Genomic DNA, 26709 nt, shown 5'->3' with positions numbered 1-26709 from the left:
GATATGCAACGAACCCTGGAACGTATCGGACAGTATTCACGTACAGCCCTGTTTGCGGCATCTGTCCTTCCGCTTACGCTTGTGTCTCTGCCGGCCAGTGCCGCAGACTATCTTACTCCAACTCCAGCCGGAGTTGCCGATGCAGGCGCATGCAGCCAGCAGAGCGTTTTGCGCTCAGTGGTTTCCGATTTCGGCTATCAAGTGCGTCATGTTCCGAACCTGCCGCAGGTCGGAATTTCGGCGATGAGCGATGTTCAGCTGACACGCTATGAGCCGAAGACCAATCCGGCTCAGATTGAACGTACCTATTGCAAGGCAACTGCCGTTCTGACCGACGGCCAGTATCGTTCGGTCTGGTATATGGTAGAAGAAGGTCAAGGCTTTGCCTCGGTGGGCCGCAACGTCGAATTCTGCGTCGACGGTTTCGACCGCTGGTATGTGTACGACGCAAGTTGCCGCGTTCTTCGCTAAAAATTGAGCGGCTTGATACGGTCAGTCGTTGATTGAGTGGAGGGCACATGCTGCGAAAGTTTGGAGCAGGTGCGTTTACGTTGCTCGCAACGGCAGTTGCGAGCACTTTGGCAGTTGTGCCAAGCTGGGCGGATGACGTTCCGGGCGAGTTCGACTTCTACGTCCTCGCCCTCTCCTGGTCGCCGAGCTATTGTGCCTCCGAAGGCCCCCGCGCCAACAAGCAGCAATGTGGAACCAGTCGTCCCTTTGGTTTTGTGGTGCACGGCCTCTGGCCACAGAACGAATGGGGCTATCCGGCAAACTGCCAGTTCGATAATGCCCGCAGTCGGGGCAGCTACGTGCCTCGTCCGATCATCTCCCGCCTGTCAGATATCATGCCTTCTGCCGGTCTTGTCGCTTATCAATGGCGCAAACATGGCAGCTGTTCGGGCTTGTCGCAGGACGAATATTTCTCCACGCTGCGCAACGCTTTCGATCAAGTTCGCATTCCACCCAGCCTGCGCAATCTGGCGAGCGGTCGGCGCGTAGATCCTCTTCTCGTTGAAAAAGCCTTTATCGCAGCCAATCCCGGCATGAAACCGGACGGTATTTCGATAAGCTGCAAGCGTAACTATCTTCAGGAAGTTCGTATCTGCATGACAAAGGACCTGCAATATCGCGCTTGCGGTCAGGTCGATGCCAATGCCTGCCGAAGCCGCTCAGTCATGATGCCCGCCACGCAATAAGCTCACATACCCTGTTTAGGAACTAACGATGACACAGATTCTCTATTCGCCCGCTTCGCCCTACAGCGCGAAGGTTCGCATGGCCGCCCACTACGCCGGCATTCCGTTTGAAAGCGTCGTCGTCAACACCTCGGCAGAACCGGAGAATCTCATCCACGCCAATCCGCTCGGGAAAATTCCGACGTTGGTAACGGATGATGGCAAATCGGTTTTCGACAGCCGTGCGATCACCCAGTATCTGAACCGGGCTTCGGGTAACAAGCTCTTCCCGCGCAATGCCGAAAAGCGCACCGATGCAGAGCGCTATGAAGCCATCGCCGACGGTCTTTGCGACGTGCTTCTGGCGCATGTATACGAGCGGCGACTTCGTCCGGAAGAGAAGATCCATCAGCCCTGGCTCGACCTGCAATGGCGCAAGGCCGAACGTGCGCTCGACCTCTTGAACGAAGCACCGCCTCGGCTGGCGGGCAAGCTGCATGGCGGTCATATCGCTATCGCGGCTACGCTCGGCTATCTGGCGCTGCGCTTCGAGGGCAAATGGGAACGCAATCGTCCCAAGCTGAAGCGCTGGATGAAGCGTTTTCAGGAATTACATCCTGAATTGGTGGAACTGCTGCCGCGCGGCTGATCCGTCTGCAAAGAAAAAACCCCGGATTTTGAACTACCCCCCAAGTTGGGTGTCCAACTTTCGGGGGGTAGTACGATTTTCCGGAGTTCTTTTTGCGGTCTATTGCTTCTTGTCGAGTGCCTGTATTATCCGATAGGCAGCCTTGACGCGCTCATCGATCGGGTAATTCCGGTTGGCAAGCAGAACAATTCCAGTCTTCTTCGCGGGAATAAAAGCCGCATAAGCACCGAAACCGTTGGTCGAGCCTGTCTTATTGATCAGGACATCCGCTGACAGCTGCAAGGGCTGGTCGAATTTCTTGATCCTGTGCGATTTCAGCGCCATGTCCGACGAATTGCCAGCAAGAAGCGTCTTAAGCGCAGTCGGATAGGTATAGAATTCCCAGCCAAGTCCCTGATTGTTCGCACCGACATGGTAGTAACCGGTATGCGTTGCCGCGACGGCTTTCTGGAAATCGGGCTTCAGAGATGAGCTGTCGATGTTCAGTTCGACGAAGCGGGCAAGATCAAGCGCCGTAGTCTTGATGCCATAGGCTTGTGCATCCAGCGCGCCGCCCGATACCCGGATCGGCTTGTTGGCTTTGGAATAGCCATAGGCGTAATTCTTCATCTGGCTTTCAGGCACATTGATGAAGGTGTTCTTCAGGCCGAATGCGGGCAGAAGCGTTTCTTCCATCAAAACGTCGAACGGCTTGTCCATGCTCCGTGCAGCCAGATAGCCGAACAGGCCGATGCTGGGATTTGAATAACGGCGCTGCGTGCTCGCCGGGTAATCGGGTTTCCAGTCCTTGAAATAAGACAGCATGGATTTGTCATCGGAAACAGTATCGGGAAATTGCAGCGGCAACCCTCCCGGTGTGTAGGTCCCGAGATCGAGCATAGTGATCTTGTCGAAGCTGCTGCCCGTCAGTTCGGGACCCCATTTGATAGCGGGATCGGACAGGGAGAATGCGCCGGTCGCCAGCCCGTAGCCCCCAAGCATTGCAGTGAAGGTCTTGCTAATCGAGCCTATCTCGAAGATCGTTTCTTCGGTGACTTTTTGCCCACTTTCCTTCGATGCCACGCCATAGCCGAAGAAATGGCTCTTACCGTCGATTGTTATGGCAACCGCCATGCCGGGGATTTTCTGCTCGGTCATGAGCGGGCGCACCGTTTCATCGACAATACGGCGCAAATCAGCATCATTCACCTTGCTCGCAGCCAGCGAACCATTATTCGGCATAATAGCCGCAGTGGCGAGGAAACCGATCAAAAATGTCGTATATTTTCTCATGACAGATAAATAAACCTCATGATTATGCGTTCCGCTGCATCTTTCTCAAGACATAGCCGGTATTGCGCGGTCCATAATATTGAAGCCCGCCTTGCGGGATATAAGCCTTTTAAGCCCAGCTTATATACGATGCTTGCGCTGGCGCGACAAACGACGTTATCTAGCATTTGGCATTAGAAAAATTTGGGGCAACATGGTTCGACCGCATCTCCCGCTCAATTCCCTGCGCGCTTTCGAGGCATCTGCGCGTCACTTGAGTTTTACGAAGGCCGCGATTGAACTTTGCGTCACGCAGGCGGCTGTCAGCCATCAGGTCAAAAGCCTCGAAACCCGTCTGAACGTGACTTTGTTCGAGCGCCTGCCCCGCGGACTGATGCTGACGAGCGAAGGAGAAACGTTGCTTCCCACACTGAAGGATGCATTCGACAGGATTGCTGGAACGCTTGAACGTTTCGAAGCGGGGCATTATCGGGAAATCTTGCGTGTGGGTGCGGTCGGCACCTTGGCCGTCGGCTGGCTTCTGCCACGTCTGCGCGATTTTCAGAATCGCTACCCATTCATCGACCTGCGGCTTTCGACCAACAACAACCGGGTGGACATTGCAGCGGAGGGACTGGATTACGCGATCCGTTTCGGCAGCGGTGCCTGGCACGGCATCGACGCGTTCAGACTGCTGGAGGCGCCCCTGTCACCACTTTGCATTCCGGAACTGGCACACGAATTGCGGGCACCTGTCGATCTCGCGCGGCATACTTTGCTCCGCTCCTACCGGGCCGACGAATGGACGCAGTGGTTTCTGGCAGCAGGCGTAACGGGCGACATGCCCCTGCCGCGAAGCGTCATGTTCGATTCGTCGCTCGCGATGATGGAAGCGGCCATGCAGGGAGCGGGTATTGCGCTTGCCCCGCCACTGATGTTCTCCCGGCAATTGCTGTCGGAAACCATTGTCCAGCCGTTCGAGACGACGGTGACGATGGGCGGCTACTGGCTGACAAGGCTACAATCGCGGACGGAAACGCAAGCGATGGCAGCTTTTCGCGACTGGCTGACAGATGCTGCGAACAACTGAGCTAAAAAACGCAACAAAAAACCGGGCAGTTGCCTGCCCGGTTTTCCGTGTTCAATTATCAGATAATTAGAACTTGTAGCCAACGCCGACGCGGATGTCGTGGGTGTCGAGCTTGTTACGAACCGATTCGTTGCCGAGGTCGTAGGTCTTGTTACCAAACTGGGTGTAGCGGTATTCGACGCGGCCCAGGATGTTGTCCGTGAGCTTGGCTTCCAGACCGGCACCAGCAGTCCAACCAACGCGGAACTTGCTTTCGTCGTCAAAGCCGTTGTCGAGCTTGACCTGCGAACCGGCAACACCAGCCGTGATGTACGGCATAACCGGGTTCAGGTCGTAACCGAGACGTGCACGCAGCGAGCCTTCGAAGCCCTGCTTAACTTCCAGACCGTCCTTGGTCTTCTTGGCCCAGGAGTAGCCAGCGTCGCCTTCAACACCGTATACGAACTGGTCCTGCTGGAAGTTCCAGCCAGCGTAAGCGCCAGCCTTCATATCGTCAGGCTTAATGGTGCCTACGGTGTCGGTCTTGGCCTTGTTCCAGCCGTAGCCGAGGTACAGACCAGTGTAGCCACCAGCCCAGCTGTACTGCGGAGCCATTTCGACCGGAGCCGGAACAGGAGGCTGTTCCTGAATGGCATCAGCAGCGAAAGCAGTCGCAGAGAACGGCAGCAGCGCAGCCGAGGCGATTACGAGAGACTTAAGAGTGCGCATAGCATTCTCCTTACACAAATTACCTTTAGCGCGGTCCCTTATCGGGCGGGCGATGTTGGGAGCAAATCGTCCATGCCGCGCTGACAGGATCGACATATCGGTGGTAATTGCGGCACGAAATGCCCGCTTCTGTGGAGAGAACCTGACGAGAACATGGCAAAAATACGATGTTGCATTATCGCAACGCCGACTTCAGCCACCTATATAGTGGGGGAACGTCGATTGCAGCGACGGCAACGTCCGGCGAAGTGAAACGAAGTCGCTGAAATCTCTACAAATTTGTCAGTTATGAACATTGCAGGCGCTGTTTTTAGCTGCAATCTTCCGACCGAAATGGCATGAAATCGATTGAAGAATCTCGATAAGAAAGTGTTTACCGTGTTGAACGATCAAGAGCCTCGCCTGCTTGCTAAATGCCCGGTTCTGGTCACCGGCGGCGCACGGCGCATTGGGAAGGCAATTGTCGAAGACCTTGCCGCCCATGGCTTCCCGGTCGCCATACACTATAAACACTCCATCGATGAAAGCGCCACCCTTGCGGCCGCCATAAACGAACAAGGCGGCAAAGCCTGCGTCGTGCGTGCGGACCTGTCGTCCGAATCCGATATTCGGAATCTTGTTAAAGATGCATCGCGCCAGATCGGGCCGATCCGGCTCCTCGTTAATAATGCATCCCTCTTTGAAGATGACCGCATCGGCCAATTGGACATGGCGCTGTGGGACAAGCACTTTGCCATCCATCTCAAGGCGCCTGTCCTGCTGGCTGAAGAAATGGCAAAAGCTCTGCCCGATGGCGAAGAAGCGCTTGTCGTCAATGTCATCGACCAGCGAGTCTGGAAGCTCAATCCGAACTTCTTTTCCTACACGTTGTCAAAAACGGCCCTCTGGAACGCCACCCGAACCATGGCGCAGGCGCTTGCACCGCAGATCCGGGTCAATGCAATCGCACCTGGTCCAACATTGCCGAGCGAGCGGCAGAAGCCAGGCGATTTCGAACAGCAGGTCGAGAAACTTCTTTTGCAACGTGCGCCGGAATTGCCGGAATTTGGGCGTACTGTTCGCTATTTCTGGGAAAGCCGCTCCGTTACCGGCCAGATGATCGCACTTGATGGCGGACAGCATCTGGCGTGGGAAACCCCGGATATTGCAGGAATCACCGAATGACTGGAAACCGCAAGAACAATGAGGATACCGTTGTAAACCTGCCGTCTGATGACGAACAGGATGTGGCCGGTATTATCATTGGCGATGCGGAAACCGACGACGATGACGAGACCGACGATATAGTCGACGTTCCTGCCTCGCCGTCCGCTGCCGATTCCATTCAATGGGATTCTTCGGATGGCCTGCCGGATATTGAAGGCCTGAGCGGTCAGGACATCATCAATGCTTTCGTGAAGCGCCTGCCGAACAATCCGGGCGTCTATCGCATGTTCAACAGTGATGGTGACGTGCTCTATGTCGGCAAGGCACGCAATCTCAAGAAGCGCGTTTCCAACTATGCGCGCGGGATCGGCCATTCGAATCGCATCACCCGGATGATCCGCGAAACGGTGACGATGGAATTCGTCGTCACCCGGACGGAAACCGAGGCCTTGTTGCTGGAAGCCAATCTCATCAAGAGATTGCGTCCGCGCTTCAACGTGCTGATGCGCGACGACAAGTCGTTTCCCTATATTCTGCTGACCGGCGACCATCGGGCACCCGGCATCTTCAAGCATCGCGGCGCACGGTCCCGCAAGGGAGACTATTTCGGTCCCTTTGCCTCTGCCGGTGCTGTCGGTCGCACGATCAACGCGCTTCAGCGCGCCTTCCTGCTGCGGACCTGCACGGATTCGGTTTTTGAGACGCGTACCCGTCCCTGCCTTCTCTTTCAGATCAAGCGTTGTTCCGGCCCCTGCACGCACGAGATCAGCGATGAGGACTATGCCGAACTCGTCAACGAGGCCAAGGCGTTTCTGTCCGGCAAGAGCCAGTCGGTAAAAGACCACCTTGCAACGGCAATGCAGGCCGCATCGGCAGACCTCGATTTCGAACATGCAGCGGTTTACCGGGATCGTCTGGCGGCACTTTCTCATGTGCAATCACATCAGGGAATCAATCCACAGACGGTCGAAGAGGCTGACGTTTTCGCCATCCATCAGGAAGGCGGCATGACCTGCATTCAGGTTTTCTTCTTCCGTACCGGCCAGAACTGGGGCAATCGCGCCTATTTCCCCAAGGCGGACAGTTCGCTCGGCCCGGCAGAGGTTCTGGGGGCATTCCTGTCCCAGTTCTATGACGACAAGCCATGTCCGCGTCTGGTTCTCTTGTCCGAGACGGTTGAGGAGCAATCGCTTATCGTCGAAGCGCTCTCGACGCGCGCGGGCCATAGGGTGCAGGTCAACGTTCCACAACGCGGAGAGAAGAAAGACCTTGTCGATCACGCCTTGACCAATGCGCGAGAGGCGCTTGGGCGGCGGCTTGCAGAAACATCGTCACAAGCGCGCCTGTTGCAAGGCATGGCTGAGACCTTCGGCCTGTCCCAGCCCCCACGCCGCATTGAGGTCTACGATAACTCGCATATCATGGGCACGAATGCCGTCGGTGGCATGATCGTCGCCGGGCCGGAAGGCTTCGTCAAAAACCAGTACCGGAAGTTTAATATCCGCTCGACCGACATTACGCCGGGCGACGACTTCGGCATGATGCGCGAGGTTATCGAGCGGCGCTTCTCACGCCTAGTCAAGGAGCATGGCGCGCCGGAAGAACCCTCCGATGCAGAAGTAATCGATACGTTTCCCGCATGGCCCGATGTCATTTTGATCGACGGCGGGCAAGGTCAGGTCGGTGCAGTCAGGCAGATTCTCGGTGAGCTTGGAATCAGCCATCTCGTCAATGCAATCGGTATTGCCAAAGGCGTCGACCGCGAAGCAGGACGCGAGCGTTTCTTCGTGGAAGGCAAACAGGCCTTCACGCTGCCTCCCCGCGATCCTGTGCTCTATTTCATTCAGCGCCTGCGCGACGAAGCGCACCGGTTTGCAATCGGCACACACCGCGCTCGTCGCAAGAAGGAAATGGTCAAGAACCCACTCGATGAAATTGCGGGAATCGGCCCATCGCGCAAGCGTGCCCTGCTGCACCATTTTGGGACTGCAAAAGCGGTCTCCCGAGCCGCAGTTGCCGATCTGATGCAGATTGAAGGTATCTCGGAGGCCATGGCCAAGACGATTCACGATCATTTTCGTGACAGATGACGCAATTTTGTCCGGGATTTATGCACAAGCGTCATTAGGTCCCGGCAGAACATATTCGCAGGTGTTGATTTTATCGGTCATCCCTGTTGATGTGCGCTAACAACGACGCGGCGGAACAATGCAGAAAAATCATACCCTCTCCTTGCCCAATATCCTCACTTACGGCCGGATCATCGCCGTTCCCCTTGTGGTATTGTGCTTCTTTGTCGAGGGGCGGCTGGAATCGAGCGATTTCGCCCGATGGACAGCTCTGGGATTGTTTATCGTCGCTAGCATTACAGATTTTTTCGACGGTTACCTCGCCCGTATCTGGAAGCAGACATCGACCATCGGTCGCATGCTGGACCCGATTGCCGACAAGCTGCTCGTATCCGCCATCCTCCTGCTTCTCGCGGCTGATGGTACAATTGCCGGCTGGACGCTGTGGGCCGCAATCATCATCCTTTGTCGCGAAATCCTTGTTTCGGGTCTGCGTGAGTATCTTGCCGAACTCAAAGTCAGTGTTCCCGTCTCTCGCCTCGCCAAATGGAAGACGACGGCACAAATGGTTGCTCTCGCATTTCTACTCGCAGGCCCTGCTGGTGACAAAGTCGTGCCCTATGTAACCGAAATGGGTATTGTCCTGCTTTGGATATCAGCTCTTCTGACGCTTTATACGGGCTGGGATTACTTCAAGGCGGGCCTCAAACACGTAATGGATTGATCCAGTGACGGTAAAACTCGTCTATTTTGCATGGGTGCGCGAGAAAATCGGCAAGGGTGAAGAGTCAATCGAACTCCCCTCGCCCAAAACCACCGTTGGCGATCTGATCAGCCACCTGAAATCGCGCGGTGATGAATATGAAGCCGCCTTCGAGCACGAACATGTCATCCGCGCAGCAATCAATCAGGAACATGCAGAGCATGTTGAACTTGTGAATGACGGCGATGAAGTTGCGCTCTTTCCGCCCATGACGGGAGGATGACATGAGCGGGCAAACTAGGTGCCCACTTTTCGTCGGCATAAGAAGCGAAGACTTCGATACGGCGGCAGAACTGCGCAAGCTTGAACAAGGGCGCACGGATATCGGCGCCATCGTCACCTTTACCGGCCTTTGTCGCGATGAAAGCGGCACGCTTTCTGCTCTGGAACTGGAGCATTATCCGAGTATGGCCGAAGCGGAAATTACCCGCATCGCCCGACAGGCCATCGAGCGCTGGCCGATAACAGCCCTCACGATCATTCACCGTTACGGGCTCATCAAACCAGGCGAAAACATCGTTCTGGTGGCCGCAGCGTCGTCGCATCGACATGCAGCTTTCGAGGCCGCCTCATACCTGATGGACTACATGAAAACCGACGCTCCCTTCTGGAAGCGGGAACATCTCGCAGATGGTTCGGTCGGTGGCTGGGTGTCGTCCAAAGAGGAAGACGAGAAGATCCGCGAACGCTGGAAACAGTCATAATCTTTCGATTGTCAGCTGTTCTGTTGATCTCTATTTCTCATTTTAATCGTGAATTAACTATTTAACCCCCTAGAATAATGGCTAATTTAGGTGGCGTGTTCTTGTGCTGCCACAATTTTCACATGAAGATTTCGCTAATGTCGGCGTGATGAATCAGACGCTGACAAGCGACGATGAAAGACAGATTGGAAACCGCATCTGTGCCATCTGTCTTGCAACAGATAACGCGTGCGGGAACGGAAGTTTCGGGCTTTGACGATGCGAAATGGACTGGCAAAAACCCTTTCAATTGCTGCGGCACTCGTGGTCGGTATTGGCGCGCTTGGCGGCGCTGCCTTGTTCCTGACCACGTCTATGCCGACGAGTAGCATTGCTGCGGAAAAAACCGTAAGCGGCAAGGTGATGTATCGTGAGCGTATCGCGCTGCCACCAGAGGCAGACCTGACGGTTCAGCTCTCCGATATCTCGCTGGCCGATGCCCCGTCCAAAGTCATTGGTGAAACGCGGATTGAATCCGTTCAGGGATCGCCGATCCCGTTTGCCATCAATTTTGATACAGACCAGATCCAGCCCGGTCATACCTATGCCCTGCAGGCGCGCATTTCAGCAGGTGACACGCTCTGGTTCGTCAATGACGAGCGCTACGCTATCGATCCGGAGAACCCGGGAGAACCGGCAGAAATCAAGGTTGTGATGGTTCGCAAGAGCGGTGATGCAGGCGTTGCCATCGGCATCGAGGGCAAGGACTGGCTTGCGGAAGACATTCAGGGCGGCGGCGTGATTGACAATGCCCAGACGACGCTGACGGTTTCGAGCGACGGTGCCGTCAGTGGCTCAGGCGGCTGCAACCGTTATTTCAGCAAGGCGGTCGTGACCGGAGAAAACATTTCCTTCGCTGATATCGGATCGACTTATGTCCAGTGCCCGCCTGCCCTCATGAACCAGGAACGCAAGTTCCTCGATGTGCTCGGCAAAACTAAATCCTATAAGATCGACATGGGCAAGCTTGTTCTCTTCGATGACGAAGGGAAAGAGATGGCAAGGCTCTCACAAAGCCTTTGAGGTTTGCTTTTGCGCGTCATCCCACCCAACAAAAAAGCCCGGTCTGACCGGGCTTTTTCTTTGAATTCCGGGCGGGATTAGCCGACAATTTCGGTGCCCGAGAACCAGTATGCGATTTCTTCTGCAGCGGTTTCCGGAGCGTCTGAACCGTGCACGGAGTTTTCGCCGATCGACAGGGCAAATTCCTTGCGGATGGTACCTTCGTCAGCGTTGGCCGGGTTGGTCGCACCCATGACTTCGCGGTTCTTGGCGATGGCGTTTTCGCCTTCCAGAACCTGAACGATCGTCGGGCCGGAAGACATGAATTCGGTCAGTTCGCCGAAGAACGGGCGGTCTTTGTGAACAGCATAGAAGCCTTCAGCTTCACGCAGGCTCATCCAGACGCGCTTCGAAGCGACGACGCGCAGGCCAGCTGCTTCGAGCTTGGCAGTGATGGCGCCGGTCAGGTTGCGGCGGGTCGCATCGGGCTTGATCATGGAGAAGGTACGTTCGATTGCCATTATGACACCTTGTTCGCTGGGAGATTTCAGAAAAGTGAGGCTCTATACCGTCGATAGGCCGAATTGCCAAGAGGCCGTTCAATTTAGAACACATCGAACACTGCCTGACAGCTTGAGACGGTGGAAATTTGAAGGCATAGATAATGTCACTCTGATTCAGGCTATCGGGCAGCGGGGGGACTTATATGGAACAGCATTTTCAAATGTTTGCGTGGTACAATCGCTGGGCCAACGAACTGCTCTATGCCGCTGCCGCCGATCTGAGCGACGAGGAATACCGGCTCGATCTTGGGCTGTTCTTCGGTTCGGTCCATCGCACGCTCAACCATCTTCTGGTCACCGACCGCATCTGGATGAAGCGGTTTACAGGCGAAGGTGACCATCCAAAGCAACTTGACGCCATTATCACCGATAATTTCATCACGCTGCGCGATCTGCGTAATGCCGAAGATGAACGCATCTGCCGATATACTGACTCATTGAACACCGACAAGCTTGCTGGACGTTTTACCTATACGACTGTTTCGGACATGCGCACGATGAGCCAGCGGCTTGCGCCTTCGCTGGCGCATCTGTTCAATCATCACACCCATCATCGCGGTCAGATCCACGCAGCATTGACGCGGCTCGGTAACGACGCTCCATCGCTCGACCTCTCAAAATTCCAGCGAACCGAAGGCGGACGCCGTTTCGCCTGACTGATGTTGATACTTGCGGAAACGCTTCAAGCCGTGCAAAAGCGCTTTCACCATGCTTATCCTTGACGACATCTCCGTACGAATTGCCGGACGCCTCCTGATCGACCACGCCAGCGTAACGCTGCCTGCGGGATCGAAGACGGGTTTTGTGGGCCGCAACGGTACCGGCAAATCCACGCTGTTTCGTGTGATCACGGGCGATCTTGCGCCGGAAACGGGCAGCATCTCGCTTCCGAAAAACACCCGTATCGGTCAGGTGGCGCAGGAAGCGCCCGGCACTGAGGATGCGCTGATCGAAATCGTCATGAAGGCCGACAAGGAGCGCACGGCACTTCTTGAAGAGGCTGACACGGCAACTGATCCGCACCGCATTGCCGAGATTCATACCCGTCTTGCCGACATCAACGCTCACTCTGCGGAAGCTCGCGCAGGTGCCATTCTGTCCGGCCTTGGTTTCAATGCCGAAGCACAACGCCAGCCCGCGTCCGCCTTTTCCGGCGGCTGGCGCATGCGCGTCGCTCTGGCCGCTGTCCTTTTCGCCGAGCCGGACCTGCTACTGCTCGACGAACCGACCAACTATCTCGACCTTGAAGGCGTGCTGTGGCTGGTCGACTATGTGAAGCGTTATCCACACACCGTCATCATCATCAGCCACGACCGCGATCTTCTGAACTCGGCGACCAGCTCGATCATGCATCTCGACCAGAAGAAGATCAGCTTCTGGCGCGGCAATTACGATCAGTTCGAGCGCCAGCGTCACGAAATGCTGGAATTGCAACAGAAGGCCCACGCCAAGCAGGAAGCCCACCGCAAGCACATGGAATCCTTCGTGGAACGGTTCCGCGCCAAGGCCACCAAGGCCCGTCAGGCGCAATCGCGCATGAAGGCTTTGGAAAAGCTCAAGCCAATCGAGCTTTATATTGAAAGCAATGTGCAGCCGTTCCGTTTTCCAGACGCTGACAAAAAGACTGCATCGCCTGTCATCGCGCTTGATAATGCCGATGTCGGTTATGTGCCAGGCAAGCCGGTCCTTCGCAATGTGACCTTGCGCATCGACAATGATGACCGCATCGCCCTGCTCGGCTCGAACGGTAACGGCAAGTCGACGCTTGCAAAGCTGATTGCCGGTCGCCTGACACCGGAAAAAGGCACGCTTACGCTTTCGCCGAGCCTGAAAGTTGCATTCTTCGCACAGCATCAGATGGATGATCTGATCCCCGAAGACAATGCCATCGAGCATGTGCGCAAGCTGATGCCGACGGAACCGGAAGCGAAGGTGCGCGCGCGCGTTGCGCAAATGGGCCTGTCGACCGAGAAGATGCTGACACCGGCCAAAGACCTGTCCGGTGGCGAGAAAGCGCGCCTCTTGATGGGACTTGCGACCTTTCATGGTCCAAACCTGCTCATCCTCGACGAACCGACCAACCATCTCGATATAGACAGCCGCGAAGAGCTTGTGCATGCGCTCAACGCTTTCAACGGCGCGGTTATCCTGATTGCCCACGACCGCCATCTTATCGAAGCTACAATGGAAAGGCTCTGGCTGGTCCGCGAAGGTGGCGTAAAGGCGTTTGAGGGCGATCTCGATGAATACCGGCAGATTGTTCTTGCTGATGCCAAGGGAGAACCGGCTGCCGACCGCGACGATAACGCCAAGGTCAACAAGGCCGAACAGCGAAAGCTCGCCGCCCAGAGACGCGAAGCCATGGCGCCGCTGCAGAAAAAGATCAAGGAAACCGAATCTTTGATCCAAAAACTGCAGAAACAGATTCAAGGTTTTTCGTCACAGCTGGAGGATCCGGCCCTTTATGAGAAGGAACCTCAGAAGGCGATCCGGATCAACAAGGACATGAGCGACGCTCGTTCTGCACTTGCAGATGCTGAAGACAAGTGGCTGGAACTTTCCACCGAATACGAAGAAGCGATGGCGGATTAAAAGCGGCCATCGCTACAGTCACTGCACCCTATACAAACATCAAGAAAATCACGATTGCCAGCGCGACCCAGCCGATGATGCGCATGGCGACCGGCAGAGGACGAGGCATGAGCCGCACCGCGAGAAGCGCGAAAATGACAGTCAGAACCGGAAACCCGAAATAAAGGGCGGCGTAACCGCTTTGTCCTTCAAAAGAAGAGCCAAAGAGGCCCAGCCTTTCGAGCGGTATCAGCGCAACCAGCGCTGCAAGAGCCGAGAGCAACAACAGCAGCAATCTGTCGGAAATTTTGCAGAGCATCGTCATCGGTCAGCTCTGGGGACGCAAGCGTGTGCGCATCAAAGCATAAAGACCGAATGCACCGAGGATCAGACCGATGGTTGTATAGACCTCGTCCGGCGTTTCCGCTCCACGACGCAATACGAGATCGGCTTTTGAAAGCTGAAGCCCATCCGTGTTTCCCTGCACCAGACGAAACGCATAAAGCCCCGGAATGACTGGATCGATATCCCCGGCGCTCTGACGCAGAACACTGCCATCCTGCGGGCGATCCGTATTGATGGAACCGCTGGTCGAGATAAAGTCGAGTCCCTGGGAGAGAACCGGTTGCCCATCGCGGCTGACCGCAAGCGTCACTGCCGAGCGCCTTTCCGCCGGCACGTAACCCGGCAAAGGTGTTGCATCGATGAACACACGCACCGGCCCATCTTCCGCCGACAGTCTGACTTCCTGTATCTTGAAGCCGTTCTGGCGGTTTTCAAGCATGGTCCAACGCCCGATTTCGCTGCCCGTGAAATGGCGCATATACCAAGGATAACCGATGCCAAGGCCAAAACCGGCGACAATCATCAAAATGAATAGCGGACGCATCACGCTTTGCGCTCCCAGCGGCGATCGGGCGTTTGCTGCCAGTAAGTCAAATCGTGGCTTCCCGCTTTGAAATTTTTCCACTGCCCTCGGGCAATATCGAGCTGATCCTGATCGTGCCCATCGAACATGACGACAAGACGTTCATAGGCGTCCACCTGTTCCAGCCCTGCGCCTTCAACGAGAAAGCGCACAGTCGCTCCATTCAGATTCGCTTCACTGGTCGTCAGCAATACAGGCTGGTGTGCGGGATGGGGCTCTTTATCGGTGCCATGCGCCACGAAGGACGTATCAGAAAAGGTCCAGAGCAAACCATCCAGCGCATCACGTCTTTCCTCGCTGACGGTCTGGATCGTGACGCGCCAGCCGCGGCCAAGCGAGCGCTCGACCAGACCAGGCAAGGCCTCGTCTAGTGTCGATTCCGTCAGATGGTAGAAGAGAATTTCCGCCATGTACTATCCGTTTGGAGACCGGGTGAAGAAATTGATTCCGCTTCTCCACCCATCCCGTTGTTTGGAAAAGATTTTAGCTTTCAAAATGATCCCGGACAAGGCGGTCCAGCAAGCGGACGCCATAGCCGGAAGCCCATGTCTGGCTGTACTCGTTTGCTGGCGACCCCATGGCTGTTCCGGCAACGTCGAGATGCGCCCAAGGGGTCTCGCCGACAAAGCGCTTCAGGAACTGTGCCGCCGTGATCGATCCGCCGTAACGGCCAGCACTGTTCTTCATATCGGCAAACTTCGAATCAATCATCTTATCGTATTCGGTGCCGAGCGGCAGGCGCCACAGCTTTTCACCGGTCAACTGGCCCGCATCATAAAGCTGGTCCGCAAGCTCATCGTCATTGGAGAAGAGGCCGGCGTGATGCTGACCGAGTGCAACCATGACAGCACCCGTAAGGGTGGCCAGATTGATGATGAAGCGCGGTTTGAAACGATCATTTGTGTAGTGCAGTGCATCGGCGAGAACCAGACGGCCCTCTGCATCGGTGTTGATGACTTCAATCGTCTGCCCCGACATGGATGTGACGATGTCACCGGGACGCTGGGCGTTGCCGTCCGGCATATTTTCAACAAGGCCGATAATGCCGATGGCATTGACCTTTGCCTTGCGACCGGCCAGAGCGCGCATCAGACCGGTGACGGCTGCCGCCCCACCCATGTCGCCTTTCATGTCTTCCATGCCAGCGGCAGGCTTGATGGAGATACCACCCGTATCAAACACCACGCCCTTGCCGACGAAAGCAACCGGCTTTTCCTTGCTCTTCGCGCCCTGCCATTCCATGATAACCAGTCGCGGCGGGCGAACGGAACCTTGTGCCACGCCAAGAAGCGCACCCATGCCGAGCTTCTTCATTTCCTTCTCGCCGAGAACCTCGACCTTCACGCCAAGCTTTTCGAGCTTTTCGGCTTCCTGTGCGAACTCGACCGGACCGAGAATGTTCGCAGGCTCATTGACGAGATTACGCGCCTGGATAACACCGTCTGCGACCGCTTCGGCAACTTCAAAGGCTCGCTTCGCCGTATGCGGATCAGCGACGCAGATGCTGATTTTGGCAGCGTGTTTCGCATCACCGTTTTCCTCATTGTTCTTGCGCGTCTTGTAGCGTTCGAACTTGTAGGAGCGCAGAATCATGCCAAGTGCCAGGTCTGCAGCCTCATCACCGGCGATGGTGGTTTCAGGCAATGCAAGCGTTACCGTTGCCCGCTCCGCCTTGCCGATTCGTGAAAACGCAGCACCGCCGATCTTCAGCCAATCGTCATTACCAAGCTTGCCGGGTTCTCCGACGCCAACCAGAACGATCTTGTCGACACCGCTGGAAGTGGTTTCGATCGCTTCCGCTGTCTTGCCGAGGGCACCGGTGAAGCCGGAAATATCGGCAATACGCTTGATCTTTTCCGTACCGCCAGCGGCCAGAGCCGCCTCATCCGCAAAGCCGCCGCCCTTGGCGACGAGGACGATGGACACGCCTTTTTCCGGTGCTGCAAAATCGCTGAAAGAGATCGAAGGACGTTTAGACATGACAACTCCAAACTTGGTGTCGATTTGAGAATGACACGATTGTGTCGCGACTTTTCCCCACTCATGTGAGACGAATATGGCGAAACAGCAAGAGTTGATGCCAGATTGTCGAGTTTTAGCCCGAGGAAAACCGCGCAGGACACTATTGCAAACCCGTCTTGCCTGCTCCGTACAAAAACTGGTTGCCTTGAGCCGACTCATCGCTCATTAACAAGGCCCATTAACGGGAGTAGCAGCGCTGGCATCTTCGCAATGCTTTTAGTAGTCTGTTAACCGTGTTTATTGGGCCAATCTTAGCCAAGCGTCATTAAGTTCAGTGATTATAACTAGTGCCGCAGCCTTTTTCGGGTGCGTGCGCCTTCAACGGAACCGGGATGTAGACTCCACCTATGCGATTGATCGAGTTATACATCTTGCGCCGGGTGGCGATCATGTTCCTCGCAGTGCTCGGAGCGGCAGTCGGTATTACCTGGACTGTGCAAGTGCTCCAGCGCATCGACTTTCTGACTACAAGCGGGCAGACATTCCAGACAATCATCCAGTTCAGTTCGCTATTGATTCCGTCGGCCATCCCTCTTGTGATGCCGTTTGCGCTGATTATTGCGATCACTCAGACGCTTTCCACCATGAATCAGGATTCCGAGCTCGTCGTCATCAATGCGTCGGGCGCACCGCGTAGCGCGGTCATGCGCCCTGTTCTGATTCTTGCGGCCGTGATTTCCGTGGTCTCGTTTCTCGTCGCCAATTATGTCGATCCCTATGCGCGCATGAACATGCGCGCGATGATCGCCAATGCCAGCGCCGACCTGATGAATGTCATCGTTCAGGAAGGGAACTTCCGCAAACTGGCAGACAATCTCTACATTCAGGTCGCAGAACGACGCGCTGACGGCAGCATTGGCGGGCTTTTCATTGCCGATTCCCGCGATCCGTCGCTCGACCTCATCTATTACGCCGCAGATGGCGCGATTGCGTCGACGCCGACTGGCGACATGCTTTTGATGCAGAACGGTGAAGTGCAGCGGCGTGATGTGTCGGATAGCACTGTCTCAATCATCAAGTTCAATTCCTATGCATTCGACCTCAGCCAGTTCGCGTCGGCTGGCGACGATTTCGTGATCTACGCGAAAGACCGTCCGCTTTCCTATCTGTTCAATCCAGACCCGAACGATCCGATCCTTCAGACCCGTCCGCTGCGCTACAAGGCCGAATTGCATCGGCGTCTAACCCAGTGGCTCTACCCGGTTGTCTTTGCGATGATTGCACTGGCGTTTGCGGGCGATTCCCGTTCGCATCGCGAAGCCCGTGTCTCCGCGTCATTCTCGGCGATCAGCACCGCCCTTCTCGTCTATTGGGCAGGTTATTTCGCGTCCGACCGGGCCGACAAGGATGCAGGCTATATCGTCGTCATGTATCTGGTGCCTCTCGCCGTCATTCTCGTGACGGGCTTTGCGCTCGCCACCGGGCGACGGATCGGCCTGCCGGACAAATGGAACGACCGCATTCTCGACCGTTTCGACAGTTTGAGAAAGCGCGTTTCGGAGCTTTATGCCCGCCTCACCGGACGCTCGCGCAATAAAGCGGGAGGTCAGGCATGATCGGTTGGACGCTTGGGCGTTATTTCTTCATCCGCTATGTGCAGATCACACTCTATTTTCTGCTCGGCATCTTTGCATTGTCCCTGCTTCTCGATTTTACCGAGAATGCGAGCAAGCTATCAAACCTGCCGGACTATTCGGTTTGGGCAGCGCTTGGCCTGTCCGCCATGCGCGTCCCCTTCATCATGCAGCAGATGATCCCGTTCGTTGCCCTGTTTTCCGCAATGGCGACGCTCATTTCGCTCAACAGAAAATATGAACTGGTCGTTGCGCGTTCCGTCGGTGTTTCCGCCTGGCAGTTCCTTCTACCTGCCTGCTTCGGCGCCTTCCTGTTCGGCTTGGCGACGATCTTCATCCTCAATCCGTTCGCTGCCTATGGCTTTGCCAAGGCCGACGAGATCGCATCGACATGGAAGACCGGCAAGGTTACCGACGTTTCTGCCCTGCGCGATCCATGGCTGCGCCAGAAAACCGATGAAGGCGAAACCATCATCGGCGCGAAAAGTATTCTGAAGCAGGGCGCGACACTTGCCGATGCGACATTCATTCAGTTCGATGAAAAGAAGAACATCAAGGTGCGCTACGACGCACGCACTGCACAGCTGAAGGACGGTCATTGGGAGCTTACCGACGTGACTCGATTCGCGCGCGGCGAAGGACCCCAGAAGATGGCGAGTTTCCAGATAGAGACGCAACTGCGCCCGGAATATGTGGAAGAGAAGCTCGCGACGCCGGACACCATCCCCTTCACGCAGTTGCGCCACAAGATTGAAGTCGCGCGTTCGTTCGGTTATTCGGCAAATGCATTTGACATGCAATACCAGTCACTTTTGGCATTGCCGGCATTGCTGATGGCGATGACTCTCATTGCTGCAACAGTGTCGTTGAAATTTGTGCGATTTGGTCAGTCAGGCGCGATGATTCTGGGTGGCGTTATCGCAGGCTTCATGCTTTATGTCGTTTCGGTGCTGGTGAAGGCATTCGGGAATGCGGGATTCGTTCCGCCGTTCGTGGCTGCCTGGGTTCCGGTTGTTATCGCGACATTTTTTGGTGTCTCCTTTCTGTTGCATAAGGAGGATGGTTAGTGGGTTTGAGTAACGCCCGCATGGTATTGCCCCATTCGCTCTCGCGTCTTGCGCGCGGGACGGCTTTGGCGTGCGTCCTTGCTTTACCTTTCATTTCTGTCGCAGCCCTGCCCTCTCCTGCATCGGCACAGGACGCTCTCGCATCCAATTACGAGAGTGATCCGAATGCGCGCATGCTTCTGCAAGCAGACGAGCTCGTCTATGATCGCGACATCAATACCGTCACGGCTCAGGGCAAAGTGCGTATCGAGTATGACGGCAACCATCTTGTCGCCGACAAGGTAACCTATAACCAGCAGACGCGGCGCATGACCGCGACGGGTAATGTTGAAATCGTCGAACGCGACGGCAACAAGATTTACTCCGAGCATATGGATGTCACCGATAGTTTCCGCGACGGCTTCGTGAACGGCCTTCGTGTCGAGACAACGGACAACACCCGTTTTGCCGCCGAAAGCGCTGAACGCAGCAACGGTGAAATTACGACGTTCAACAATGGCGTCTATACGGCCTGTGAACCCTGCGCGAAAAATCCGGACAAGCCAGTACTCTGGCAGATCAAGGCGCGCAAGATCATCTGGAACAGCACCACGAAGACGGTTCGTTTTGAACACGGTCGCTTCGAGTTCTTTGGCATGCCGCTCGCCTATTTTCCAGCATTCGAGATGGCAGACCCGACTGTTAAGCGCAAAAGCGGCTTCCTGTTTCCGGGTTTCTCCTACAAGGATGACTTGGGATTCGGTATCAAGAACTCATATTTCTGGGCGCTCGCCCCGAATTACGACGTCACACTTTCCACGACTGCCTACACCAAGCAAGGCTTCCTGACCGAGGCTGAATGGCGTCATCGCCTGGAAAACGGCACGTACAATCTGCGCATTGCTGGCATTCATCAAAACAAGCCAGAAGAATTCGATGTGAACACCGTTGACCGCGAAGAAGACAATCGTGGTATGATTGCGTCGACGGGCGATTTCGATCTTAATTCGCGTTGGCGTTTTGGCTGGGATGTGATGGCACAGACCGATCGGAACTTCAGCCGTACTTACGATATCGAAGGGTATAACGCCGGAACTCAGGTCTCCAAGATTTATCTTAGAGGTATCAACAACCGGAATTATTTCGACCTGAACTTCTATCGCTTCAATGTGCAGGAATCTCTCCTGCCGGATAATCCGAACGAGATGCATTCGAAGCAGCCTTGGGTTTTCCCAAGTCTGGATTATTCCTACACGATGCCTGAGCCGGTCTATGGCGGTGAGCTGAACTTCAATACCAATCTGCAGGTCCTTTATCGTCAGAATGCAAATTTTACGCACGCCGGCACGAGGTTCCCTCGCGTTCCCGGCTTCGACGGAACGAATGCACGCCTGACCACCGAAGCGGAATGGAAGCGCACGTTCATCACGCCTGCTGGTCTGGTCATCACGCCGTTGCTGGCACTACGTGGTGATGCGATTGGGGCTAATACGAACTTCAATCTGGCAGATGCCGGCTATACGGATGCACTCGTGCGTTCGGAAGCGCTTCGCGCCATGGCAACCGCAGGGCTTGAACTGCGCTGGCCGATCCTGTTCTCAACCACGAGCTCGACTCATATCATCGAGCCAATTGCGCAGCTTTATGTTCGCAACAACGAACGCTATGCAGGCGAGTTGCCGAATGAAGATGCACAGAGCTTTGTCTTCGACGCGACGAACCTGTTCTCGCGCGACAAGTTCTCCGGTTATGACCGTGTTGAAGGTGGTACCCGTGCCAATCTTGGCCTACGATATTCGGGTAATTTCAACAACAGCGACTGGGCACTTTATGCACTCGGCGGTCAGTCATTCCAGTTGGGCGGTGTAAACTCTTACGGTACAAGCGATTTCCTGAATGTAGGTGCAGACTCCGGCTTGCAGGATGCCCGTTCCGATTACGTGGCCATGATCGGCACGTCCAACTCGACAGGTCTTGCTCTTGCTGCTCGTGGACGCTTCGACAAGGACAGTTTCTCTGTCCAGCGCGGCGAACTTGAAGCCCAGCAGCGCTGGCAGAAGCTGACAGTTTCCGCACAATACGCCTATATCGCTCCGCAACCGGCCTACGGATATAATGATCTTCGTCAGGAAATTACGGGTTCGGCTACAGCTCGTATCAATACGAACTGGCGTGTCTTCGGCTCAGGCACCTATGACATGGTATCTGAAACCCTGGTCCGCGCATCGTCAGGGCTCGCCTATGATGATGAGTGCTTCACCTACTCGATGGCTTATATTCAAACGCGCAATCCGGGTGAGGATAAAGCGTCCCATAGCGTTGGCTTCAACATTTCGCTTCGCACCTTGGGTGACATAGGTAGCGGTAATCAGACTTTCTAATCTTGACGGACCGGAAGCGTTGGAAATGCTTCCGGTCTTTCCATTTAATGCGACAAAGAAATTTGCTCATCAAAGCCTCATTTGGCTTCCATTCTTCAGTATTCAGACGATACAAGCTTCCTAAAATAGCTTTTGGGTCATTGTTTCGCCGCACTAGCTCATCTATACAGGCAGCTTATGATCAGCCGCTGATATGATTGCTTGCTGGGCTGAATAGCGGCAATGACTATAATGGGATATGTCCGGTAAGGATTGTCGTTTGTTGACCGGAAGGAATCGGGAAAGAAAAATGATGATTGCAAGACCTCTCTTCGCTTCCATGCTGAGCGCCGCAGTTTGCCTGACGACGCTTGGAACCGTTGCGGTTCCAGCATTTGCTGCAGGTGCAGGGTCTGAGGTCAAAGTCATCGTTTCCGGCAATGCCATCACGAACAGCGACATTCAGCACCGCGTCGCTTTCCTGAAGCTGCAACGCAAGGGAGGCAATCTCAGTCAGGTCGCAAAAGAAGAACTGACCGATGAAATGTTGAAGCGCATCGAAATGAAATCGCGCAGCATCAACATTAGCGACCAGCAGGTCGATGAGGCTTATGCCGGGTTTGCCAGCCGCAACAAGATGAGTCTGGCGCAGCTCAATCAATTGATGAACCAGTCAGGTGTTACACCGGACCATTTCAAGAAATACATCATGGTCCAGATGGGCTGGGGCCGCCTCGTTAGCGCCCGCTTCCGGGCGACCGGCATGATCAGCGAACAGGAAGCCGTCCAACGCATGTTGAAGGATGGCGGCAAGAAGCCCGTAGCAACCGAATATCGCCTCCAGCAGGTCATTTTCGTAGTGCCCGCCTCCAAGCGCTCTCCTGCCCTGCTTTCAAAGCGTAAGCAGGAAGCCAATGCACTCCGCTCGCGCTTCCAAAGCTGTGATGCGACCCGTCAGCAGGCCAAAGGCATTCTTGACGTGACCGTCCGCGATCTCGGTCGCATCATCGAACAGCAATTGCCGAACGAATGGTCGAAAGCGATCAAGGCAACATCGGTCGGCCGCACGACCCCGCCGCAGGAAACCGAAAAGGGCGTGGAATTCCTGGCAGTCTGCTCAACCCGCCAGATATCGGACGATCGCGTTGCTCAGCTTGTCTTCTCCATGGAAGGTGCGGAATCCGCTGCCGGCCAGGAAAAGAAAGCCGAACAGCTTAGCGAGAAGTATCTGAAGGAACTGCGCGAAAAGGCGAAGATCGTTAATCGCTAAACGACCTGACGGTTCATCCGTCCTCATTGGAATATGACGTGATGTCCGCCACACCCGCTCCTCCCCTCGCCATCAGCATTGGCGACCCTTCTGGCATCGGCCCCGATGTTGCGCTTGCAGCCTGGCTGCGGCGCAACGAGCTTTCACTGTCGCCTTTCGCCGTGCTGGCAGATCCACTGCAACTGGCTGCCCGGGCGCGACATCTCAGACTTGATGTTGAGATGGAGGTTATTTCCACCATTTCTGCCGCGAGTAGTGTCTTTGCTCGGGTGTTGCCGGTACTCCCGCTCCAGAATAAGCTAACGGACAGCATCGGCATGCCGTTGCCAAAAAACGCTGCTGGTATCATTGAAGCAATCGAGCGCGCGGTCGCGCTCACGCTAAAAGGCGAGGCTTCGGCAGTCGTTACCTGTCCAATCTCGAAGAAGCCGCTTTATGAAGCCGGGTTTCAACATCCGGGCCATACTGAATTCCTGGCGGAGCTGGCAAGCAAGCATCTTGGAAAGCCTGTTACACCTGTCATGATGCTGGCCGGGCCGCAGCTTCGCGCTGTTCCGGTCACCATACACATTCCGCTTTCTGAAGTGCCTGTCCGCTTGAACACTGCCGACATTATCGAGGTTTCGCGGATCACCGCCACGGAACTTCGGGAGCGATTTGGCATTTCCGCGCCGCGTCTTGCCATATCGGGACTTAACCCGCATGCGGGCGAAGGCGGAGCCATGGGTAAAGAGGATGACGCTATAATCCTTCCCGCAATCGAGGCGTTGCGCCGTGAAGGGATCAATGCTCGCGGCCCCCTGCCCGCTGATACGATGTTTCACGCCCCGGCCCGTGCAACCTATGATGCTGCGGTCTGCATGTATCACGACCAGGCCCTTATCCCTGCCAAAGCGCTGGCTTTCGACGAAACCGTGAACGTAACGCTCGGGCTTCCCTTCATTCGCACATCGCCAGACCATGGCACGGCTTTTGACATTGCAGGCCAAGGCGTTGCCCGCCCAGACAGCCTTGTCGCGGCCATTCGCCTTGCACAGGAACTGGCCAAGAACGCAGCCAACGGACATTAACGAGTACAAATGGCATGAGTATTGATGGCCTCCCACCGCTTCGCGAGGTAATCGAACGGCACGATCTGATGCCGAAGAAATCGCTCGGCCAGAATTTCCTTTTCGATCTTAATCTGACATCGAAGATCGCCCGGCAAGCAGGGAATCTGCAGGACCAGCCCGTCATCGAAGTTGGTCCAGGTCCCGGCGGCCTGACCCGCGCACTTCTTGCCCAAGGCGCTTATGTCACGGCAATTGAGCGCGATGAAAGATGCCTGAACGCTCTCGCCGAAATCGAGGCGCATTATCCAGGTCGTTTGCGCATCATCTCAGGCGATGCTCTTGAGCAGGATTTTTCGACATTATTTCCAGATGGACCAAAGCCACGCATCGTTGCTAATCTGCCTTACAATGTCGGCACGCAACTTCTGCTCAACTGGCTGCTGATCGAGCCATGGCCCCCTTTTTATTCGTCGATGACATTGATGTTCCAGCGGGAGGTCGCCGAGCGTATCGTCGCGACGCCTGATAGTGATCATTATGGACGTCTGGGTGTACTCGCAGGGTGGAGAACTGTCTCGAAGATCAGCTTCGACGTGTCGCCGCAAGCGTTTACGCCACCACCGAAAGTGATGTCGTCGGTCGTCCATATTATCCCGCGTGAAGACCCGCTGCCTTGCAGTGCGAATGCACTCGGGCAAATCACGCAGGCCGCCTTTGGACAACGCCGCAAGATGTTGCGCCAGAGCCTGAAAACCATTGGCGGAGCCGAGCTTCTCCAGAAGACAGGCATAGATGGAACACGCCGCGCCGAAACGCTCAGTGTGGAAAATTTCGTCGCGCTGGCAAACGCCTACCGCCCGACAAAGTAATCAGTGGTCACTGCCGCTCTTCCCTGAAGCTGATTTCACCGTTTCAGGCGCAGCTGGCATGATTGGCAGTTTCATTTCATTGACGATCTGACCAACGTGATCAATCTCTTCGCGGAAGCTGTTCAGGGAGGAGCCAGTCAGTTTCTCTCCAGCATTGAGACGCGCCGTCAACGGGTCGACATACTGATCGCCGACCTTGAGCTCATAGTAGAGGTGCGGGCCGGTGGAATAGCCCGTCGATCCGACATAGGCGATTACATCGCCCTGCTTGACGTGCTCGCCAATCTTCAGGCCTTTTCTGGCCGCCGAAAGATGCGCATAGGTCGTGCTGTAGCCACCCTGATGACGGATACGGACATATTTTCCATATCCCTTCTGATACGAGATCAGCTCCACTGTACCGTCACCCGCTGCAACGATAGGCGAGCCGATCGGCGCATCGTAATCCACGCCATTGTGGTGTTTACGAACATGCAGAACGGGGTGTGTGCGCCAGCCAAAACCATCATTGAGACGACCGTTCGGCAGAGGTTTCTGCATAAGATATTTCGTTATGGACGAGCCGTCTTCATTAAAGTAATCCGCGCCACCATTGCCTTCATGACGATACAGGCGGCGGCTTTTCCCATCCGTTGTGAACTCGATAAAAACCAGCTCCGGTTCCGTCTCCGCACTTTTGCGGAAGAGCAAATCTATCAGTTCGGGCGTCTTGGCCTCACCACGAAGTGAAATCCCGTTCTGTGAAGCCAGCTTTTCAACCTCGTTGACGATTGCACGTGGCGCGCCCGCTTGTGCCAGCCGGGACGGAATGGTGCTGCTACTGCTGACCGCGTTCTGCGGATGGTAGGCCGTCAGCATCGCATCGCGCGACAGGCGTGCAAAAAGACGCTCATTACCGGTAGCGCGAAAAACGCCATCGTCGGCACGTCCATAAACAGCTTTGTCGATATCGCCATGCTGGAACCGTGCAAGCGCAATATGCTGTTCTCCGTCGTCACCAGCATCTTGAGCCGATTTGTCGACCAGGAGTTCCAGACTGTCACCGGGCACCAGTTCGGTTCGGGCCAGGGCGTCCTGAAGCCGCTTGCTGTCCTCGATCGTTATGCCGGCTGCTTGCAACAATGCACCCAATCGTTCGCGTGACTGCGGCGCGACGATAATCTCGTGAACCTTAGCTCCTGCACCTACGGCCGGTCTGGCGAGACTGACATTAATCGGAATACCCCGCTTCAGTTCTTCTTCGGGTGGTTCCGAATGCGATTTCAGTGAGGAAATCCTTCCATGGAGCCCATCATCGATCGCGGCATGTTTCGAGCCCTTAACGTCAAGAACAACGTGCTGATAGGTATAAAGACGCGCATCGCCGTCCTCGACGCCTTCTGCTATGTCGATGCGTCTTGATACCCGAGCTCCCAGGATGACACTCCTTTCCGGTACCAGTCGTGCTTCTCTCGGTGCAGCGCGGTTTTTTCTCAATGTAGCCGCATTGATCATGACAGGTTGTGCAGGGCGTCCATGCCTCGTCAGCCGACCTGTCGTAAGCAAAAATCCGCCTCCGGCAATGACGGTGGCGGTTGCCAGTGCAAGACAAAACCGCAGATGCGTGTGCAGGGAAAACCGGACTTGCCGGAATGGTTTCAAGCTATGGGAGGAAAGCGGCTCACCGTTGAGAGTAGCTCCGAAAGACGTAAAATCTGGCTCCGCCGTCGCAGCAACTTGTCTTTCGTTTGCTGGCGCTGACCAGAAGACCATTTTCAATAATTCTCCGCCAAGGATTATCGGTGGAACAGTGGCAAAGACAGCGGCCAAAATATGGCTTCTGGCGGATATCCACCAGAAGAGAAACACATTCAGCAGA

At 55.4% G+C, this 26709-nt stretch carries 26 protein-coding genes; 18 read left to right on the top strand and 8 right to left on the bottom strand.

Annotated elements, in window-relative coordinates:
• The first annotated feature begins 3 nt into the window (after positions 1-3).
• Genes AAE521_RS09890 through AAE521_RS09880 form a run of 3 tightly spaced genes read left to right on the top strand, consistent with a single transcriptional unit; the run spans position 4 to position 1824 of the window.
• Positions 4-471 (top strand): phage portal protein, encoded by a 468-nt coding sequence (locus AAE521_RS09890; RefSeq protein WP_342061234.1) that lies wholly within the window; start codon positions 4-6, stop codon positions 469-471.
• A 47-nt stretch (positions 472-518) separates the two neighbouring features.
• Positions 519-1196, top strand: coding sequence for a ribonuclease T2 family protein (locus AAE521_RS09885; RefSeq protein ID WP_071631408.1), 678 nt, complete (start codon positions 519-521; stop codon positions 1194-1196).
• Between the two features lie 28 nt (positions 1197-1224).
• Positions 1225-1824: a glutathione S-transferase gene (locus AAE521_RS09880; RefSeq protein ID WP_071631409.1), complete on the top strand. Its 600-nt coding sequence runs from the start codon at positions 1225-1227 to the stop codon at positions 1822-1824.
• 99 nt (positions 1825-1923) lie between these two features.
• Here the strand turns inward: AAE521_RS09880 and blaOCH are convergent, their stop codons facing one another.
• On the bottom strand, positions 1924-3096 hold the full coding sequence (blaOCH, locus tag AAE521_RS09875) for an OCH family extended-spectrum class C beta-lactamase (protein WP_071631410.1): 1173 nt from the start codon (positions 3094-3096) through the stop codon (positions 1924-1926).
• Between the two features lie 193 nt (positions 3097-3289).
• On the opposite strand from blaOCH, the gene AAE521_RS09870 reads away from it, so the two are divergent.
• Complete coding sequence (locus AAE521_RS09870; protein ID WP_071631411.1) at positions 3290-4165, top strand: LysR family transcriptional regulator; 876 nt, start codon at positions 3290-3292, stop codon at positions 4163-4165.
• A gap of 66 nt (positions 4166-4231) precedes the next feature.
• Here AAE521_RS09870 and omp25 read toward each other — a convergent pair whose 3' ends face one another.
• A complete protein-coding gene (gene omp25 / locus AAE521_RS09865; protein WP_071631412.1) occupies positions 4232-4873 on the bottom strand; it encodes an outer membrane protein Omp25 in 642 nt (213 codons plus the stop codon).
• Positions 4874-5221: 348 nt separating this feature from the next.
• Here omp25 and AAE521_RS09860 point away from each other — a divergent pair, with 348 nt between their 5' ends.
• The 6 genes from AAE521_RS09860 (at position 5222) to AAE521_RS09835 (ending at position 10617) form a co-directional block, all read left to right on the top strand.
• Complete coding sequence (locus tag AAE521_RS09860) at positions 5222-6037, top strand: SDR family oxidoreductase (RefSeq protein WP_342061233.1); 816 nt, start codon at positions 5222-5224, stop codon at positions 6035-6037.
• Complete coding sequence (uvrC, locus tag AAE521_RS09855) at positions 6034-8109, top strand: excinuclease ABC subunit UvrC (protein WP_342061232.1); 2076 nt, start codon at positions 6034-6036, stop codon at positions 8107-8109. The genes AAE521_RS09860 and uvrC overlap by 4 nt, the downstream gene beginning before the upstream one ends.
• A 118-nt stretch (positions 8110-8227) precedes the next feature.
• Entirely contained in the window at positions 8228-8812 is a 585-nt protein-coding gene (gene pgsA, locus AAE521_RS09850; protein WP_010661678.1) for a CDP-diacylglycerol--glycerol-3-phosphate 3-phosphatidyltransferase, read from the top strand.
• A 4-nt stretch (positions 8813-8816) separates the two neighbouring features.
• Entirely contained in the window at positions 8817-9074 is a 258-nt protein-coding gene (gene moaD / locus AAE521_RS09845) for a molybdopterin converting factor subunit 1 (protein WP_342061231.1), read from the top strand.
• A 1-nt stretch (position 9075) separates the two neighbouring features.
• Entirely contained in the window at positions 9076-9555 is a 480-nt protein-coding gene (locus tag AAE521_RS09840; RefSeq protein ID WP_342061230.1) for a molybdenum cofactor biosynthesis protein MoaE, read from the top strand.
• A 258-nt stretch (positions 9556-9813) separates the two neighbouring features.
• A complete protein-coding gene (locus tag AAE521_RS09835) occupies positions 9814-10617 on the top strand; it encodes a YbaY family lipoprotein (RefSeq protein WP_342061272.1) in 804 nt (267 codons plus the stop codon).
• 77 nt (positions 10618-10694) lie between these two features.
• Here the strand turns inward: AAE521_RS09835 and ndk are convergent, their stop codons facing one another.
• A complete protein-coding gene (ndk, locus tag AAE521_RS09830; protein ID WP_010661674.1) occupies positions 10695-11117 on the bottom strand; it encodes a nucleoside-diphosphate kinase in 423 nt (140 codons plus the stop codon).
• Positions 11118-11302: 185 nt separating this feature from the next.
• Here ndk and AAE521_RS09825 point away from each other — a divergent pair, with 185 nt between their 5' ends.
• The gene (locus tag AAE521_RS09825) at positions 11303-11815 is read left to right on the top strand and encodes a DinB family protein (RefSeq protein ID WP_071631418.1); all 513 of its coding nucleotides are present in this window, start codon (positions 11303-11305) and stop codon (positions 11813-11815) included.
• Positions 11816-11867: 52 nt separating this feature from the next.
• Positions 11868-13751 (top strand): ABC-F family ATP-binding cassette domain-containing protein, encoded by a 1884-nt coding sequence (locus AAE521_RS09820; protein ID WP_071631419.1) that lies wholly within the window; start codon positions 11868-11870, stop codon positions 13749-13751.
• A 28-nt stretch (positions 13752-13779) separates the two neighbouring features.
• Here AAE521_RS09820 and AAE521_RS09815 read toward each other — a convergent pair whose 3' ends face one another.
• From AAE521_RS09815 to AAE521_RS09800, 4 genes are all read right to left on the bottom strand, one after another.
• Positions 13780-14055 (bottom strand): hypothetical protein, encoded by a 276-nt coding sequence (locus AAE521_RS09815; protein ID WP_342061229.1) that lies wholly within the window; start codon positions 14053-14055, stop codon positions 13780-13782.
• A gap of 3 nt (positions 14056-14058) precedes the next feature.
• Positions 14059-14619 (bottom strand): type IV secretion system effector BspB, encoded by a 561-nt coding sequence (gene bspB / locus AAE521_RS09810; RefSeq protein WP_342061228.1) that lies wholly within the window; start codon positions 14617-14619, stop codon positions 14059-14061.
• The gene (locus AAE521_RS09805) at positions 14619-15068 is read right to left on the bottom strand and encodes a DNA polymerase III subunit chi (protein ID WP_342061227.1); all 450 of its coding nucleotides are present in this window, start codon (positions 15066-15068) and stop codon (positions 14619-14621) included. The genes bspB and AAE521_RS09805 overlap by 1 nt, the downstream gene beginning before the upstream one ends.
• A gap of 73 nt (positions 15069-15141) precedes the next feature.
• Entirely contained in the window at positions 15142-16638 is a 1497-nt protein-coding gene (locus AAE521_RS09800; protein WP_342061226.1) for a leucyl aminopeptidase, read from the bottom strand.
• 389 nt (positions 16639-17027) lie between these two features.
• On the opposite strand from AAE521_RS09800, the gene lptF reads away from it, so the two are divergent.
• The 6 genes from lptF to rsmA all read left to right on the top strand — a co-directional run bounded on the left by lptF (position 17028) and on the right by rsmA (position 24851).
• Positions 17028-18236: an LPS export ABC transporter permease LptF gene (lptF, locus tag AAE521_RS09795; protein ID WP_342061225.1), complete on the top strand. Its 1209-nt coding sequence runs from the start codon at positions 17028-17030 to the stop codon at positions 18234-18236.
• On the top strand, positions 18233-19321 hold the full coding sequence (lptG, locus tag AAE521_RS09790) for an LPS export ABC transporter permease LptG (RefSeq protein WP_342061224.1): 1089 nt from the start codon (positions 18233-18235) through the stop codon (positions 19319-19321). The genes lptF and lptG overlap by 4 nt, the downstream gene beginning before the upstream one ends.
• 20 nt (positions 19322-19341) lie before the next feature.
• A complete protein-coding gene (locus tag AAE521_RS09785) occupies positions 19342-21681 on the top strand; it encodes an LPS-assembly protein LptD (RefSeq protein ID WP_342061271.1) in 2340 nt (779 codons plus the stop codon).
• 289 nt (positions 21682-21970) lie between these two features.
• Entirely contained in the window at positions 21971-22930 is a 960-nt protein-coding gene (locus AAE521_RS09780) for a peptidylprolyl isomerase (protein ID WP_342061223.1), read from the top strand.
• Between the two features lie 41 nt (positions 22931-22971).
• Positions 22972-24000: a 4-hydroxythreonine-4-phosphate dehydrogenase PdxA gene (gene pdxA / locus AAE521_RS09775; protein ID WP_342061222.1), complete on the top strand. Its 1029-nt coding sequence runs from the start codon at positions 22972-22974 to the stop codon at positions 23998-24000.
• Between the two features lie 14 nt (positions 24001-24014).
• A complete protein-coding gene (gene rsmA, locus AAE521_RS09770) occupies positions 24015-24851 on the top strand; it encodes a 16S rRNA (adenine(1518)-N(6)/adenine(1519)-N(6))-dimethyltransferase RsmA (RefSeq protein ID WP_342061221.1) in 837 nt (278 codons plus the stop codon).
• On the opposite strand, the gene AAE521_RS09765 is transcribed toward rsmA, so the two are convergent.
• A complete protein-coding gene (locus tag AAE521_RS09765) occupies positions 24852-26603 on the bottom strand; it encodes a M23 family metallopeptidase (RefSeq protein ID WP_342061220.1) in 1752 nt (583 codons plus the stop codon). It abuts the gene before it with no gap.
• Positions 26604-26709 lie beyond the last annotated feature (106 nt).

It is taken from the genome of Brucella cytisi, assembly GCF_038433355.1.
GTDB classification, from domain to species: domain Bacteria; phylum Pseudomonadota; class Alphaproteobacteria; order Rhizobiales; family Rhizobiaceae; genus Brucella; species Brucella cytisi.
The sequence above is the reverse complement of the archived record's forward strand: the minus strand, read 5'-3'. Positions and strand labels throughout refer to the sequence as shown.